Origin of the sequence: Phyllobacterium zundukense (assembly GCF_025452195.1) — a bacterium.
GTDB lineage: Bacteria > Pseudomonadota > Alphaproteobacteria > Rhizobiales > Rhizobiaceae > Phyllobacterium > Phyllobacterium zundukense_A.
In genome coordinates this window covers 408,370-422,215 of the sequence record NZ_CP104972.1, presented here as the reverse complement: position 1 = coordinate 422,215, position 13,846 = coordinate 408,370, and the positions used below count along the sequence as shown (strand labels likewise).

The 13,846-nt window shown below is 55.6% G+C and carries 18 protein-coding genes; 11 read left to right on the top strand and 7 right to left on the bottom strand.

Annotated features, from left to right (window positions below):
* Positions 1 to 3 precede the first annotated feature (3 nt).
* Positions 4 to 204, bottom strand: coding sequence for a hypothetical protein (locus N8E88_RS09500; protein WP_262292294.1), 201 nt, complete (start codon positions 202 to 204; stop codon positions 4 to 6).
* Positions 205 to 522: 318 nt separating this feature from the next.
* Between N8E88_RS09500 and N8E88_RS09495 the strand changes: the two genes are divergently transcribed.
* Complete coding sequence (locus N8E88_RS09495; protein WP_262292293.1) at positions 523 to 1,335, top strand: hypothetical protein; 813 nt, start codon at positions 523 to 525, stop codon at positions 1,333 to 1,335.
* A gap of 327 nt (positions 1,336 to 1,662) precedes the next feature.
* On the opposite strand, the gene N8E88_RS09485 is transcribed toward N8E88_RS09495, so the two are convergent.
* The 3 genes from N8E88_RS09485 to N8E88_RS09480 form a co-directional block, all read right to left on the bottom strand.
* Entirely contained in the window at positions 1,663 to 2,349 is a 687-nt protein-coding gene (locus N8E88_RS09485) for an RNA polymerase sigma factor (protein WP_262292292.1), read from the bottom strand.
* Positions 2,350 to 2,601: 252 nt separating this feature from the next.
* Positions 2,602 to 2,769, bottom strand: a complete 168-nt coding sequence (locus N8E88_RS31760) for a hypothetical protein (protein WP_410010590.1) — start codon at positions 2,767 to 2,769, stop codon at positions 2,602 to 2,604.
* A 116-nt stretch (positions 2,770 to 2,885) separates the two neighbouring features.
* Positions 2,886 to 3,470 (bottom strand): globin domain-containing protein, encoded by a 585-nt coding sequence (locus N8E88_RS09480; RefSeq protein WP_262292291.1) that lies wholly within the window; start codon positions 3,468 to 3,470, stop codon positions 2,886 to 2,888.
* 901 nt (positions 3,471 to 4,371) lie between these two features.
* On the opposite strand from N8E88_RS09480, the gene N8E88_RS09475 reads away from it, so the two are divergent.
* From N8E88_RS09475 to N8E88_RS09460, 4 genes are all read left to right on the top strand, one after another.
* Positions 4,372 to 4,965: a DUF6088 family protein gene (locus N8E88_RS09475; protein WP_262292290.1), complete on the top strand. Its 594-nt coding sequence runs from the start codon at positions 4,372 to 4,374 to the stop codon at positions 4,963 to 4,965.
* Complete coding sequence (locus N8E88_RS09470) at positions 4,958 to 5,995, top strand: nucleotidyl transferase AbiEii/AbiGii toxin family protein (RefSeq protein WP_262292289.1); 1,038 nt, start codon at positions 4,958 to 4,960, stop codon at positions 5,993 to 5,995. The genes N8E88_RS09475 and N8E88_RS09470 overlap by 8 nt, the downstream gene beginning before the upstream one ends.
* Before the next feature lie 210 nt (positions 5,996 to 6,205).
* Positions 6,206 to 6,670: an ABC-three component system middle component 6 gene (locus N8E88_RS09465; RefSeq protein WP_262292288.1), complete on the top strand. Its 465-nt coding sequence runs from the start codon at positions 6,206 to 6,208 to the stop codon at positions 6,668 to 6,670.
* A gap of 519 nt (positions 6,671 to 7,189) precedes the next feature.
* Positions 7,190 to 7,450: a cold-shock protein gene (locus N8E88_RS09460; protein ID WP_410010581.1), complete on the top strand. Its 261-nt coding sequence runs from the start codon at positions 7,190 to 7,192 to the stop codon at positions 7,448 to 7,450.
* A gap of 80 nt (positions 7,451 to 7,530) precedes the next feature.
* Here N8E88_RS09460 and N8E88_RS09455 read toward each other — a convergent pair whose 3' ends face one another.
* On the bottom strand, positions 7,531 to 8,670 hold the full coding sequence (locus N8E88_RS09455) for a helix-turn-helix transcriptional regulator (protein WP_262292286.1): 1,140 nt from the start codon (positions 8,668 to 8,670) through the stop codon (positions 7,531 to 7,533).
* A 260-nt stretch (positions 8,671 to 8,930) separates the two neighbouring features.
* Positions 8,931 to 10,223, bottom strand: coding sequence for an alpha/beta fold hydrolase (locus tag N8E88_RS09450; protein WP_262292285.1), 1,293 nt, complete (start codon positions 10,221 to 10,223; stop codon positions 8,931 to 8,933).
* A 619-nt stretch (positions 10,224 to 10,842) separates the two neighbouring features.
* Between N8E88_RS09450 and N8E88_RS09445 the strand changes: the two genes are divergently transcribed.
* From N8E88_RS09445 to N8E88_RS09435, 3 genes are all read left to right on the top strand, one after another.
* Positions 10,843 to 11,214, top strand: a complete 372-nt coding sequence (locus tag N8E88_RS09445; protein ID WP_262292284.1) for a hypothetical protein — start codon at positions 10,843 to 10,845, stop codon at positions 11,212 to 11,214.
* Positions 11,215 to 11,247: 33 nt separating this feature from the next.
* Positions 11,248 to 11,511, top strand: a complete 264-nt coding sequence (locus tag N8E88_RS09440; protein ID WP_262292283.1) for a hypothetical protein — start codon at positions 11,248 to 11,250, stop codon at positions 11,509 to 11,511.
* 174 nt (positions 11,512 to 11,685) lie between these two features.
* The gene (locus tag N8E88_RS09435) at positions 11,686 to 12,126 is read left to right on the top strand and encodes a YybH family protein (RefSeq protein ID WP_262292282.1); all 441 of its coding nucleotides are present in this window, start codon (positions 11,686 to 11,688) and stop codon (positions 12,124 to 12,126) included.
* Positions 12,127 to 12,304: 178 nt separating this feature from the next.
* Here the strand turns inward: N8E88_RS09435 and N8E88_RS09430 are convergent, their stop codons facing one another.
* Positions 12,305 to 12,529 carry a tetratricopeptide repeat protein gene (locus tag N8E88_RS09430; RefSeq protein WP_262292281.1) on the bottom strand — a complete coding sequence of 75 codons (225 nt, stop codon included), beginning with the start codon at positions 12,527 to 12,529 and terminating at the stop codon, positions 12,305 to 12,307.
* Between the two features lie 77 nt (positions 12,530 to 12,606).
* On the opposite strand from N8E88_RS09430, the gene N8E88_RS31755 reads away from it, so the two are divergent.
* The 3 genes from N8E88_RS31755 to N8E88_RS09420 all read left to right on the top strand — a co-directional run bounded on the left by N8E88_RS31755 (position 12,607) and on the right by N8E88_RS09420 (position 13,839).
* Positions 12,607 to 12,735, top strand: a complete 129-nt coding sequence (locus N8E88_RS31755) for a hypothetical protein (protein ID WP_410010580.1) — start codon at positions 12,607 to 12,609, stop codon at positions 12,733 to 12,735.
* Positions 12,736 to 12,854: 119 nt separating this feature from the next.
* The gene (locus N8E88_RS09425) at positions 12,855 to 13,139 is read left to right on the top strand and encodes a hypothetical protein (protein ID WP_262292280.1); all 285 of its coding nucleotides are present in this window, start codon (positions 12,855 to 12,857) and stop codon (positions 13,137 to 13,139) included.
* 265 nt (positions 13,140 to 13,404) lie between these two features.
* Positions 13,405 to 13,839 (top strand): Ros/MucR family transcriptional regulator, encoded by a 435-nt coding sequence (locus tag N8E88_RS09420; protein ID WP_262292279.1) that lies wholly within the window; start codon positions 13,405 to 13,407, stop codon positions 13,837 to 13,839.
* The last annotated feature ends 7 nt before the right edge of the window (positions 13,840 to 13,846 follow it).

Genomic DNA, 13,846 nt, shown 5'->3' with positions numbered 1-13,846 from the left:
TGGCTACTCCAGTTCCAGTCCGTCGCCGGATTGAAACAGGATCGTCGACGGCCCGTAGCCTCCCATTTCGGGTTGCATCGCCAACCCAGGCCAGACGCCCGCGCATTTTACCGCGCGATGGCGCGCCATTCGAGAGACGTCTTCCGGGGTATCGAACTGCATCGGATCGTAAGCAGGCACAAGTTTGCGTGCGGATCGAAGCACCTTGGCCTCAGTGCTACGCCATATTGAGCACGCAGGCTTATTCCGCCGCGCCCTTGGGCTAAGCTTTTTCTGGGGGCTGGCGAAGGAAATACGCGATCCGGTCGTGCTACCTGCAAATCAGGCACTGGACGCACTTCGCCCGTCAGCGAAACAATACGGGCGGCACCGGCTCTTACCATCCAGGACATTGCAGTAAAATTGCGCGTCCTGCGTTTCGAAATGGTTGGCACTGCGGCCCCATGTGATCCACTTGACTTGCCCAATCTCATCTCCGGGCGCATTTTGCTGCCGACACGTGCTCGGCGTGATGGAGGGGAAATGGCAAATTCAGTGACGTTCTACGCCTGGGCTGTTCCGGCGTTCACCAGCGGTTCGCCGGTAGACCATACTTGGGTGACCACTTTCGATAACCAGCAGTTTTCATACAAGGACGCGAAGGCGGTTGCGGCGGCTCGGAAGTTCTATTGGTTCTGTTGGGGAGGATACCACGCCAAAGGCCAGACGCCGGGAAATTCATCCGGCGCGTTAGGAAGCAAGCGTGGCAGCCTTTCCTTAGCGAAATGCCTGGTTAAACCAAACGCAGATTCCCGAGTGAACGCTGCAGCGCGCGGGACAATATTCACCTATGGCGTCGATGGTGTTTGCCATCAATTAGCCAATCAAGTTTTGTATGCAACTAAATCATCCATCCGCCCATTCACAGTAAGCAAAGCTCGTGGCTATTTGGCCAGCACCTTCGTCTACGGCACATACGGGCTTCAGCAAGCTGCGTGGGCAGCTAAGATTAGAAGTTGCTCTAGTGTGGGAGTGTCACCTCCCAGAGCAACTGGCGGAGCACAGAAAATGACCGGGTTGCCCGACGATTTTGAAGAACATGCGCGGGAGATTCTCTCTGATGAACCCGAACTGCTCAACAAGCTTTTGTCATTGAAAGCGGAAGTTCAAAGCTTTGCTGCTCAACCGCTTCCGGGTTTTCAACCGCCTGATGCGGATACCCTTAACATGCGAAATCAGCATTTGATCAACCAAGCAGCAATACTACTGGGACCGGAGAAATTTGAGTTGGTTTTTGGCATGAAGCCCGGCGACAAAATCTTACTGGTTGATCCTAAACTGCTGCCCGGTAACTGATAACCGCACTCTAGGAATTGTTACACCAATTATACGTGGACAGGTTGCCGGATAAATCCGTTTCCTGGTCCCGCAGGCACGTCTCCTATAAAGGACTCTGACGGGAATAAAATAGGCGAGAATACGGGAAATAGGGGCAAGGGCCGTCCTCTAGGTTCACCCAACAAGGTGAGTACCATGCTGAAGGATGCCACACTCAAGGCTGCCACAGAGGCGGGTACAGGGGTTACGCGATTTGGTTGAAACGCACATGTCCGCGGACGGTGTGCTATCTGACTCGCGTGCATGGATCATCACTGCACGTCGGGTGAACAGATAAGCAACAAGCTATTCTGGAAAGCCGATCCGCTCCATGACTGTAGCGGCCAGTCGCTCGCAACGCCGACCGGCAAACGGGAACGCATCAAGCAGTACCGGACCGATCTGCGCGTTCAATTGTTGACGCACGAGGTGCCTAGCACGGTGAAGCCGCGTCTTCACAGTTTCGGGCCGGATAGCAAGCAGATTAGCTGTCTCCTCGATACTCAGACCCTCAATCACCCGAACGACGAAGACGACCCGGTACAGATTGGGCAATTTGTCGATGGCCCGCTCAATGAGCTGCAGTATCTGTCGTTGCGCCATCGCCTGCTCCGGATTGTCGTTTTTGCTCAACGGAAACTGAATAATTTGAGCGTCCCGCGCAAACGTCGCCGCAACGACAGATGCCCGTCGCTGCCTGCGCAAGCGCCCACGCGCTTCATTGATCACGATGCGGGAAAGCCACGTAGCGAGTGAGGCATCGCCGCGGAATGTATCCAGATGAGCAAACGCGTTTAAGTAGGCCTCCTGGACGACATCCTCAGCTTCACCGTCATTGCGCACGACGCCACGGGCAATCCGGTAAAGTCGGAGGTTATGTGTTTGCATGATCGTACGAAACGCATTAGCGTCGCGGGTCAGGGCACGCCGCACGAGATCGAGATCGCCTGAGTGATCGGATACGGTATTTTTATTTATCGAAATTGCGGGCATCACCAATCTCCTCACCGACAGGTTAGATGCAATTTCTGCAGAAAGGTTCCCAGACTAGCTTCAAAGCGCCAGTTTAGAGAACTCGCGACTTCGAGTCTTGGTGTTTGTTGCAGTTCCTATCGGCTGACAATCGAGCAGCTTAGCGGCAATCACTTTCCAATGGCGCGCTCCTGAGACTCTTCGCCGACTAGGCAATTGTAGGGTGCGTGTATTGCACGAATGCGGCGGCCAGTCGGCGCTCCTGAACTTCGCTTAGCTTGAACCCCGCGATCTCGATAACGAGCTTGTTACGAATTGCCTCGGCAAATTGACTGACGTCTGACACCTTCCTAAAAATGCCCCGTAACCCCCGATGACACATGCCTCGTAGTACGCATCAAGGTCATGGATCGCTGCCGAATCCGGTCCGGTCGTCAACATGATCGGGAGACCATCGACGGTGATTCCATCCGCGATTTCGAGCCAACAAAATGTGCCTACGGCAAAGCTCCGGGTTACAACTGACGCCGGATCGTGCTCTTGCAAACCAAGAGCCTTCAGCTGCGCTTATAGCCGGCGGTGACTTCATTCTTGTGGGCGGCGAAGGCTGCCAGGACTTCGGCCTTCTCGCGCTTGGGTATCTTGAAGAAGTCCAAGGTCCTTCCGAGCTCCGCTGCGACCTCATCGAATTCTGAGGAGGAGATCCGGAGGTCCCGATGCGCCTCCTCAAGGCCGAGCGGTGTCGTGCCGGGCTTGGTGGCCGAGAACTTGAAGGGGCCACCCGAAATGTCGCAGACCCATAGCGTACGCATGAATTTAAGACCGGGCAGCCGTTCCAAGTTCTTGGTGTGCCATTTTCGCAACTGCGGATTCTTGGATTTCTTGCCGACGATGGGATTCTTTACGACCGCTTCGCTGAAGTGGTCAACCACCGCCGCAATGGCAAAGACCCCTCCTAGCCGTTCGTAAAGACTTTTCTCAGTCACGGACTGCTTGGTCTCCGCGTCCGCATTGTCGGCGGCTACTAGTGCGGTCGCCGCGCCGGCGATCAGCGCCAGCCCTGCGACCAGGTTTCTTCGTGTGAGGGAAATCGAAACACCCTGTACCACGACCGGCTCGATGGCCTTTGTTTGCGCATACATGATATCCTCCTTGCCGTGCTGAAAGGCATTGTTTTATTGACGACCGTTAGATGCGTGAGAGTAGAAAGCGTTCCCGAAAATTATTCTGGAAACGAAGAGCCACATTCCCGCACAAGTTGGTCGGTGGAATCCGACCTGCCGCAGCCCGTCGTCATTTGAGATCAACTGCCTCGTCAGGAGCGACGAGACCGGGTGGTGCGTCCTCGCTCGAGCAAAACGCCAGCGCCGCCAATAGTGCGAACATGGCAACTGGCGCGGGGAGCGAACTCCGGGTGTCTTGAGACAGAAGCTTCATACCACGGATGGCGTTCGTCGCCGATCTGCTGAAATACCGCTGCCCGGATGATCTGTCGGAAATACTGATAGAGCCACATCCAGGAACCCTTGGTCAAATCCGGTTGACATCATGCCTAGCATGTTAGCCAAGTTTGAATGCGTACACCGGCTACCGCGGCATCTCCGGGGTTTGACGACTTCGAACCATGCTCTCTTTTTGTTCTGATTACGAAGGCCAGCGTGTCAATGGCTATCAGTGTTCTCTCCATAGAACGAACAAGAGAGCCGAAACGAAAAAAAACAGATAGCGGGGCCGGGATACTAGCCAGTTTTCGGTTCAGAGGGCGAGAGCCACTGGAAGCTGACTGGATCGTATAAATCGTATCGCGGATGCAAACACACGGAATGAGGTAGAAAAGATCCGAAGCAGTTGAGTGCGCGGATCTTCCTGAGTTGGCTCCAACGTGGGGGATTGTTATTCACCAATGTCTTATGTTTCCGAAAGTCGGTGTGGCCGGGGACTCCGTTCCGCTGAAGGTGTTGAATACGGAGCTTGATTGTCAGAAAAAGATGCACTATTTTCTGACATATGAAAAGTGCAGCTACGTCAGTACAGGATCAAATTATGAAGCGCGCCCGCAGTGGCGGGCGCGGCGGTGTTTTCACGCCAAGCGATTTTCTGAATATCGCAGGACGCGCAGCGGTGGACCAGGCGTTGTCCCGACTGGTCAAGTCCGGCAAGCTCCGCCGTCTGGCACGAGGCCTGTACGACTTTCCGAAGGTTCATCCGCAACTTGGCCCACTTTCGCCAACCCCTGACGACGTTGCGCAAGCATTGGCGCGGGAAACCGGATCTCTGGTGCAGATCGCCGGCGCCCGCGCGGCGAACGCCCTTGGCCTCTCAACTCAGGTCCCTGCGAAAAGTACCTATCTGACCGATGGTCCCTCCCGTCGTGTCGTACTGGGTAGGCGTGTCGTCGATCTGCGTCACGCTTCGCCCAAGCATCTTATCGCTCCAGGCAGTGCTGCCGGCACCGTCGTTCAGGCCCTTCGTCACGTCGGAGCGGTACGTGCCGCGGACGTCGCGCAGATCGCGTCGCGTCGGCTGTCGGCCAGCGACAAGAAGACGCTCGCATCCAATGCAATCCAGGCCCCCGCGTGGATGCGGCCGACGCTTGTCTCGATTGCCAACGCAGCATCGGGTGGGATCGATGGATAAGGTCGCACTTCTTCCGCCTGGTGATCGGGCGGCTCTCTTTGGCGAGACGGGCGCTGGCCGAGGCGTCGCCAATACGATCATCGAAAAAGACTTCTGGGTCTGTTGGACGTTGAAGCGGCTTTTCGGCCTGGAGCATAAGGACACTGCCACCCTGGTGTTCAAGGGTGGTACCTCCCTCTCCAAGGCGTTCGGCGCCATCCGCCGCTTTTCCGAAGATATCGATCTATCTTTCGATCGGGCGGACCTCGGCTACACCGGCGACCGCGATCCCGCGGGGGATGGCATCAGCAAGAAAAAGGCCGAAAAACTTATCGAAGCCCTGGTAACCGATGTCGAGCAGCATATTGCCGAGAAGCTGCTTCCGGCTCTACGGTCCGCGATCGTCGAGCAACTCGGCGAGCCGACCAAAGGTGAGTGGTCGCTGGAGATTGACGCCGGCGACGCGCAGACGGTGAACTTCCACTATCCGACCGTTCTGCCTGCTTCCGAGTATGAAGGCATGGCCTACATCACGCCGCGGGTGAAACTGGAGCTCGGGGCGCGCGGCGATCCCTGGCCCACCGAGGAGAGGGGCATTCGCTCCTACGCGGCGGAGGACTATCCCGCCTTCTTTGAAGACCCTGATAGCATGGTGACCGTTCTGTCGGCCCAGCGCACCTTTTGGGAGAAGGCGACTGCTTTGCACGCCGAGGCGCATCGTCCCGTAGAAACTGCGACACCGCAATATTTCTCGCGGCACTATTACGACCTCGCCATGCTTCTCGATACCGACGAGGGCAAAGCTGCCGCCAAGGATTTCGACCTTCTGGCAACGGTGGCGAAGCACAAGACCACCTTCTTTCGGTCGAGCTGGGCCAGCTACGACACCGCACGGCCGGGCACTTTGCGACTGCTGCCAAGCGAGGCGCGGATAAAGAACCTGCGCGCCGATTATCGGGCCATGGCGCCGATGATGTTCGATGAAAAACCGCCAGCTTTCGATGAAATACTTGCACAGATTAGAAAACTACAAGATGCCATCAATGAGTAATCTGCTACGGTCTACCAGGGGAAATATTATCAACTCGGTTCAGTCTATTAACCACCAGCTTGGCGAGATGAGCGCAGCAGGGCAGAGGTCGGCTCCACGGCCGCACGGCTATGCGCGGACCGGTGCCTATGGGCGCTAGTTACCCCACCAGGATCATTCTGGCTTTTCGGAGCGGTGGGGTTTGCGCGTTCCCAAAGTGCGACCTCTCGTGTGACCGTCGGCGACTATGTCGAAGCTGAGGCACAGCTCGATCCCGATTTTCCGGAGCGACTGAAGGCCGGCTTCCTCGAGAAATATTATGCGCGGCTTAAGGAGGGTCATAAGGGCGACGAACTGTTCGAGTTGATGTGTGCCTTCGCCCAACGAGGTTTAAAACGTCAGGCTGACAAGACTGCAGGCATTTGCGGTGCTGATCTACCTGTTCGAAATCTGCGATGTGTTCGAGAAATGATCCTTCCGACCAAACATATCCCGCAGAATGAAGCGCTGATCGGAGTTGGAGCAACCCTTCTGGCTCACCTTAGTGGACCTATGACGGTTTCCGGTCTCTGGGAGCGTCTCCGCTCAGAGCGGAATGTCGGCACGTTCGAGCGCTTCGTCCTTGCTTCTAGTCTCCTTTATCTCATTGGCACCATCGACATTAAAGACGGGCTAATCGTCAGGACCGTGCCATGATCCGAGCTGTACGCGCCAATCAGAAGGGGTTTCACACCGCCGCATTCACACCCGGCGTTAATCTCATTCTTGCCGATCGTTCCTCGGCAGCTGGAGACAAGGACACGACAAACGCCCTCCCTAACCCACGCCAAAACGCCAGTGCATTTTACCGCGAGATAGCGCGCCATTCGAATGGCCTCTTCCGGGGTGTCGAACTGCGTCGGATCGTATGCAAGTTCCAATTGTCTGCCCGGCTGAATGCGACAACGACGATAAGGCGATTTAGGTCGCGTTCCCGTTGTGTTCTCATGGCAAGAACAATAAAAACGTTAGGGCAGGCTGCCGGACATCGGGTGCTCAGACGGTCCCGCTGCCGGAAATGCAACTAGGCTGCCAGCTTCACCGCAGACAGCCTTGCAGGCGCGAGATTTCTTTGATCCCTTCGGGCACATCGATACGATCAAGGTGAAGACACGCGAATGCGAGCAGAGATGGGATCGCAAGATCGATCTATCCGGCCCTGAGGCTTGATAGAGGATGCCTCGAACGATAAAGATACTGTTCAATTTGCTATCGGGAGGATTCATCGTGGCAACAGGTACTGTGAAATGGTTCAATGCAACCAAGGGGTTCGGTTTTATCCAGCCCGATGACGGCGGCGCTGATGTCTTCGTCCATATTTCTGCCGTCGAGCGCGCCGGAATGCGCAGTCTGAACGACGGACAGAAGATTAGCTACGAGATGGTGCGCGATAACAAGTCGGGCAAAATGTCGGCCGATCAATTGAGCGCAGGCTAAGCAGCTAAAGCCGAATACGCCTGGTCCCGCCTTTCTTGTCGTGCCGCAGAGATATTACCACCGTGCGACAGACATCACCTCTAAGAATGGTTGGCTTCGAACGTACCACCCGCAACCGTCAAGGTAGTGGGGTGGCCGGCCATTCTCGCAAGCAATGCGCCCAATTCCGCCTGCCGATGGGTGTCTGTTTTGGCAAAGACCGTTTTCAACTGGGTTCTGGCAGTTTCGTAGGTGACTCCCAACTGATCCGCAACTGTTCTCAACTCCTCGCCTGATGAAACCAGGCGCGCCAGTTTCGCCTCTGCAGGTGTCAGGCCGAAGCAGTTCTGCAAAGCAATCTCTGGCGGTTTGGGATAGATGTCCGGATCGATAAACACGACTACAACCTGGCATGATGTGAACGCATTCGTGGCACTTGTCTGCAGACGAGAAGGGTAAGCCAGCAACGGTCTACCCTGAAGGCGCGGCAACGGTATGGGGCTTAACATTGCTGGCGGGTTCGGATGCCGTAACAGAGCATGCAACGCGCGCCTGAGGGTGTTGGTGGCCTCCCTGTCGATGCATGCCAACTGACGCCTCGTAACGAGAAGGTCTCGGCCGAACATCCTTTCTGCAGGCGCATTCGCCATGATGACGGCAGCGTTGCTGTCAAGCATGACTGCAGGCGTACCGCTTTTACTGAAAGCATCCAGCGCACCTTCTGCACGCGCGAAGCTCAGCATTTTTGCGAGCGCTGCAGCAGAGCCCAGCTGTCTGGAGAGGCCGGCAAGACTTTGCAACTCGGAAGGCGAAAAGGGGCCTTGCTGGATGGATCGCTGGATGGACAGGCACCAGAGGTCATCGCCTACCGCAATCTTCGCACCCGCAAACCACCGAAGACCAAAAGGAGCGAGAAATTCCTGATAGTACGGATGCCTGTCAATTTCCTCGGAAGAGAGAACATCAAGATCGCTGACCGCCCCTCTGCGTTTCAAGAGAGGGATAAAGTTGTACCTGTCATCCCGGTCGATCCAGCCATCGCGGACGTATGCCTCGAATGATGGACCCATCTCGCGACTGCGCGGCAGGCACGGCAACGGCCCCTTGGCGTCGAACAGCATCGAGCCAAAGCTATCAGTAGCGGTCGCGACCACATCCATTGCGGCATCCCAGCGCGCAGGATCGGTCGCTGCTGCAATTATGGCATGGCCAACCGCCTCGAGATCAAAAGCTGTACGCATCTCCTTCCCCCAGCCCCGACTTTATATGAGCGGACCGGAAACTTCGAGTCCTCCGAGGTCGAGGGAACCTAGTCAATACGATTACAGCTCGTGCCAATCGGACATGCGACCAACCCCGTGTTTGAGACAAGGTCGCAAGTCCAATGCTGCAAGTCTTTTTAGTTAGTCTCCACTGAAGGGCCAATCGCAAGGCTCGCTCGCCGCCGTGCAGGCAGGCGTCCGGCCCAGGTCTCAATGAAGGTATTATGCTCGCGGAGAAATTACGGACCCGACACCAAGTGCTTCCGCGGCAAAGGGGAGACGGCCGAAGCCTCCAACGCCGGCGACGCATCTTCCTCAGGAGCCAAAAAATGTGGTCCGTCCATCGCGGCTAGACAGGGTGTCGTGATTGGAGCTTTTGGGTTGTTCAAAAAATCTGAGACTACCTCCCCGCCGCAAGGTGTTGTGTCAACTACATCGTGACCTATGCCACGGAACACCACAAGCTGGCTGCTTCCGGTATTCCCTGCGACGTATTTCGCCCATTTTGAGGGCGTCGCTGGGTCATACTCTCCGGACAACAGCAGGACCGGAACCTGATTTGCCTTGAGCGATTTGTGAGTTTTAACGGGTTTTGCCGACGGCCAAAGCGGGCACGCCCACGTATAAATGTTGTCCGCTGCCCAGTGGTCGAAGAGCGGGAATTTTGCCGATGGCGCAGAGGGAGGAACGCTGTCATTGCACACGATGGAAAGATGCATCCCATCCGCAAAATCGGATTTATCGTCCCCGGACAGATCATCACCAAGTATTTCGACGAGCATGCTGTAATCCTGCTCGTTTGTATCCTTGATCAACTGCGGCAGCACTTCGATCGCACCCCGTTGGTAGAACCCGTCGAACAACAGCTCAAGGAAATCGTCTCCCGACACCCGTATGAAGCGGGCCGATCCTTCGACTTCCCCTAGCCGAAGCAACACAGGCTGGGCATTGAGTTGCCGCACTATCCCGCCGATCATCGTCATCAGATTTGGAAAATTTTTGGAACAGCCCGAGTGCTTGCTGCAATCCTTTTCGAGCGTTCTTAATGCGCTGTCGAGATTGTTGGAACCCTGATCAACATATCCCACATCAGGCGGAAGCGTTGAATCGAGGACCACAGCGATTACGTCTTCGGGATGATCTTCCAGCACCTGCAGGGCGAGTTTCGTTCCGTACGAAATGCCGTACAACACCCATTTTTCGATGCCAAGCGCGATGCGCAAATCGTGGATGTCGGCCGCGTTTTCGATTGTGTTGTAGGCCGTTAGGTCGATGCCCTTCATTAACAAGGCATCGCGGCACGCCGTAACATCGCGTTTCTGCGCCAAGTCAAACTCAACCACTTCATCAACCTTGGAGACGACCTCGCTCCATACCGACGGTGTGTAATGCGCTGAGCAATCCAACGAAGGTTCCGCGCGGCCGACACCCCGCTGATCCACCACGACGAGCTGTCGGCCGCGCAACCATGGTCCGTTGTCGATGAAACTCAACCACTGGGCAATGTCTTCTTCGTTGTCGATCATGGCCATTTGACCAGGACCCCCGGTCAGGTAAACAATCGGCTCGTGCCGCGTTCGATCAGGCTCGAAAATGACCACTGGCAGCTTGATCGGTCGACTGGTTGTCTTGCTGCGATTCTCGGGGACGGTCAGGTACCCACACTTTAGATCGCGATCTCCCGGCAGGTCGAACCAGCAACTCGACTGTTCGAATTTCCCTTCGGCATAGGCAGATCCGGCCAGACCTCCCAGGGTCAACAAGAAGATCAGTAGAAAGCGGCTTGATTTTGCAGGACTCGACCGCAAAAACCACCGTCCAAACCGGAACGCAAGCATGACATTTGTCCCCCTTGCTGGCGGTCGGTACCCGTCCAACCCACGCAGCACGGATCCAATGTAGAGCGATTATTGTGCGTGGCATCACCCATTTGGGTGAAGATTTGGCTTACCGCGACTTGTATATATCCTGTTCGAAATGGCTCATGGAGGAAGCGGGCACTCGACCCGCAGGGTTTACACCCGCAAACTTCATGTCTTTATACTAGAACTATTTTCTAGATATACTTATACCTATAGTTAAAATTGGCATCTAACGAAACCGTTATTCTAATCGGCGGTTGCGAAGACTTCTTTTTTATGGAGATCGGCAATGTCTGTATCACGTCGTGTATTCCTATCCGCGCTTGGCGCCGGGCTGCTTTATGCAGCAGGCATCACCATGACTGCCGCTAAAGGCGGTGGAGGCGGAGGCGGAGGCGGAGGTGGCGGCGGCGGGGGAGGCAATGGCGGAGGCGGAGGCGGAGGCGGAGGTGGCGGCGGCGGGGGAGGCAATGGCGGAGGGGGAGGCGGAAAAGGCGGCGGGGGCAATGGTGGAGGTGGAAAGGGTGGCGGGGGGAAAGGTGGAAGTGGGAAAGGAGGAAGCGGTAGCGGGAAGAATGGCAGCCAGGGAGACTCTGGTGCAAGCGGAGCCAACCGCCCTCCTTGCTCAAACACCGCTGGTTCCGGCACAGCCGGATGCTAGTTCATTTAAAGTCTGCAAACGGTCGGGGGACCTATGAAAAAGTATCTTATCGCCGCGGTGCCCTTGGCAGCCGTTTTGCTGGTCACCAACGCGCAGGCCAGTTCTGAAAAAAAACGCACTCTCGCCGCGTGTACTGCTGCGCTTGCGAAACAAAATCTCAAGCCCGCGTCCGCCACCCCGACTATGACCTTCAACAGACGGGGTAATCGGGTGAAGGTCGAGGGCAAGGTAACGGGCGGTGCCACTTTCGTCTGTAAAACACTCGAAAACGCGGTAGTCAGCCTCGAAGTCCAGTGAAACCGCACGGCGGTCCCGCTATGCGGGCGTCGCTGCGCCAATACAGTTGGCAGAAAGCTTCTTCTGGTGCTTTGCAACTTCCGTCCATTTCAACGCCAAAATGGATGTGTATCCACCGCTGCGGCGTATCGTTTGGAGTGGCATTTTTGCCGCTTGAATTATTGGGAGGATGACATGGTTAGACTGCTGACTTCAATCTTCACCGTGATTTGCCTTTGCCTTTTCGCGTGGACGCCGGCCAAGGCTGACCCGGACGCCGATGTAAAGGCGGCCTACGCTGCCTGGGACGCAGCCTTCAACAAAGCGGATGCCAAAGCGATTGCGGCGTTTTACACCGACGACGCGATGTTCTTGCCTGCCACTCATGACGTGATCAAGGGGCCCGCCGGGGTTGAGAAGTTCTTTGGCGGACTCTTCGGCATGGGCGTGACAGGTCACAAGCTTGAGCTGATCGAGGCGCAGGGCGATGGCAATATGATGGTCGGCGCAGCGAAATGGTCGGCCAAAGGCAAAGACGCCAAAGGCGCTGACCAGCCCTGGGGTGGAGTGGCAACCCATGTTTTTGAGAAACAGGCTGACGGAAGCCTGAAACTCAGCGTACACACCTTTAACTGACGACATTTTGCGGCCCGATAGACGGATGAATGCCTTTCTGACGCTGGGTTCGATTGTCTGGCAGCGTATTAACGCTGCCAGCGCCAATGGCTCGGAAACCAGCGAGAGTCGTTCAGACGTGAAAAAAGCCAAGTTCATTTTGCGCCCCGCTGTTCTTTGGCCTTGTACCATTTGAGCGCTACGCTTCTATGACGCCATCGCCCGTCTTGTCCATCAGGGTCAGATTGATCTGCGCATGAAACTCGCCCTGTTCGGCGGCTTTCTGGTACCATTTTACCGCTTCTGATTTGTCGACGGGTACCCCATCCCCGTTACAGTACGCGTTGCCGCGATTGGTTTGAGCGACCATCTCGCCCTGTTCGGCAGCTTTACGATACCAAGTTACTGCTGTTGTCCGATGCAAAGGTTATTTTCGAGCCATCCGGGCGAAAAATTTACTCAGCCTTGGGCTCGAAATGCCTGATCTTCAACGATGAAATTGTGGGTTCGGCACATATTTTCCGCGCAAAACATACAGTCAAGGTAATCGGCGATGCATTCTTTCGCGATGCCTGTCACGCCGCAGGCGTCAAGGACCCTCATCTGTTTGACGATGCGTCAGCTCGTTAGTCAGCGCGTTTGCCAACCCATTGTCTTCGTCGTTAGAAAGGTGATCTTCTTGGAAGAATTTACGGGAACAGCAAAGGCCCATCTCAGCTGAAAAATGCCTTCTCGCTAGGTGCCCGCAATTGGAGATGGCTCTTCCTGTTGTCATTGCTATTCATCGTTCCATGGACGGCTTCTGCTACAACGAGAAATCCAGCCAACTCGGTTACATCCCCGATGCCATGGGCGTCTCTCGGGTCCTGTATGCGAAGGAAGACAACTTTGCAGCATGGGCCTGCCTGGGGACAACGAAACCGAAATTATCCTCTCGAAATGCTCGGGTCGCCCTGAATGTCCCAATAAGCCCGGCTGCGAAGATGGCGGGCTTGGTGACGGACAACGTCGCAAGTCTCGCGCTGTGTGGGTGACCATGAGCAGCAGCTGATTAAGGCCGGCAAGTGTCCTTTGCGCCAGAGGCAGCGGCACACATTACGAAAAAACATTTCCAGCGAAAGTTTAGGTTTGCCGTCATTGTGCTTGGACAGTCACTTCAATGCAATATTCCAATGGTGACCGTTCAATCGACAACCGCCCGATACTATCCCGTGTTTTCCGCGTTTGTATTTTTAGAACAACTGGTGTTCAAAAATCCCACCAATAGATTTAGATATTTGATTTGTGAGGGATTGATTGATGACCATCGAAGTCGAAACCGCGTCGAACAAGGACAAGCTGATCGACCTGACGGCTAGGTTGGTGGCGGCTTATGTTAGTAATAACGCGGTGCGTGCCGCGGATTTACCCATGTTGCTCAATACCGTGCACGCTGCATTATCCGGTGCTACGATTGGAAACGAAGAGACGGCCATTCCCTTGCCGAGCCCCGTACCTGCCGTGAACCCCAAAAATTCGGTGACGCCCGATTACATAATTTGTCTGGAAGACGGCAAAAAGTTCAAATCGCTGAAGCGGCACTTGAAGACTTCCTTTGATCTCACACCCGAAGAATACCGCAAGAGATGGAATCTTGATCCGTCCTATCCAATGGTCGCACCGAATTACGCCGAGACTCGCTCCCGCCTTGCCAGGACCATGGGGCTCGGTCGAAAGTCGGGGAGGGCGCGTTAGTCAGCAG

What these genes read in the sequence shown, in the direction of transcription:
- N8E88_RS09475 (WP_262292290.1), top strand. Translation starts at nt 4,372, where the DNA reads ATGAAGCGCGCCCGCAGTGGCGGGCGCGGCGGTGTTTTCACGCCAAGC.
- N8E88_RS09445 (WP_262292284.1), top strand. Translation starts at nt 10,843, where the DNA reads ATGTCTGTATCACGTCGTGTATTCCTATCCGCGCTTGGCGCCGGGCTG.
- N8E88_RS09495 (WP_262292293.1), top strand. Translation starts at nt 523, where the DNA reads ATGGCAAATTCAGTGACGTTCTACGCCTGGGCTGTTCCGGCGTTCACC.
- N8E88_RS09485 (WP_262292292.1), bottom strand. Translation starts at nt 2,349, where the DNA reads ATGCCCGCAATTTCGATAAATAAAAATACCGTATCCGATCACTCAGGC.
- N8E88_RS31760 (WP_410010590.1), bottom strand. Translation starts at nt 2,769, where the DNA reads ATGTTGACGACCGGACCGGATTCGGCAGCGATCCATGACCTTGATGCG.
- N8E88_RS09460 (WP_410010581.1), top strand. Translation starts at nt 7,190, where the DNA reads ATGCCTCGAACGATAAAGATACTGTTCAATTTGCTATCGGGAGGATTC.
- N8E88_RS09420 (WP_262292279.1), top strand. Translation starts at nt 13,405, where the DNA reads ATGACCATCGAAGTCGAAACCGCGTCGAACAAGGACAAGCTGATCGAC.
- N8E88_RS09450 (WP_262292285.1), bottom strand. Translation starts at nt 10,223, where the DNA reads ATGGCCATGATCGACAACGAAGAAGACATTGCCCAGTGGTTGAGTTTC.
- N8E88_RS09455 (WP_262292286.1), bottom strand. Translation starts at nt 8,670, where the DNA reads ATGCGTACAGCTTTTGATCTCGAGGCGGTTGGCCATGCCATAATTGCA.
- N8E88_RS09470 (WP_262292289.1), top strand. Translation starts at nt 4,958, where the DNA reads ATGGATAAGGTCGCACTTCTTCCGCCTGGTGATCGGGCGGCTCTCTTT.
- N8E88_RS09435 (WP_262292282.1), top strand. Translation starts at nt 11,686, where the DNA reads ATGGTTAGACTGCTGACTTCAATCTTCACCGTGATTTGCCTTTGCCTT.
- N8E88_RS09440 (WP_262292283.1), top strand. Translation starts at nt 11,248, where the DNA reads ATGAAAAAGTATCTTATCGCCGCGGTGCCCTTGGCAGCCGTTTTGCTG.
- N8E88_RS09480 (WP_262292291.1), bottom strand. Translation starts at nt 3,470, where the DNA reads ATGTATGCGCAAACAAAGGCCATCGAGCCGGTCGTGGTACAGGGTGTT.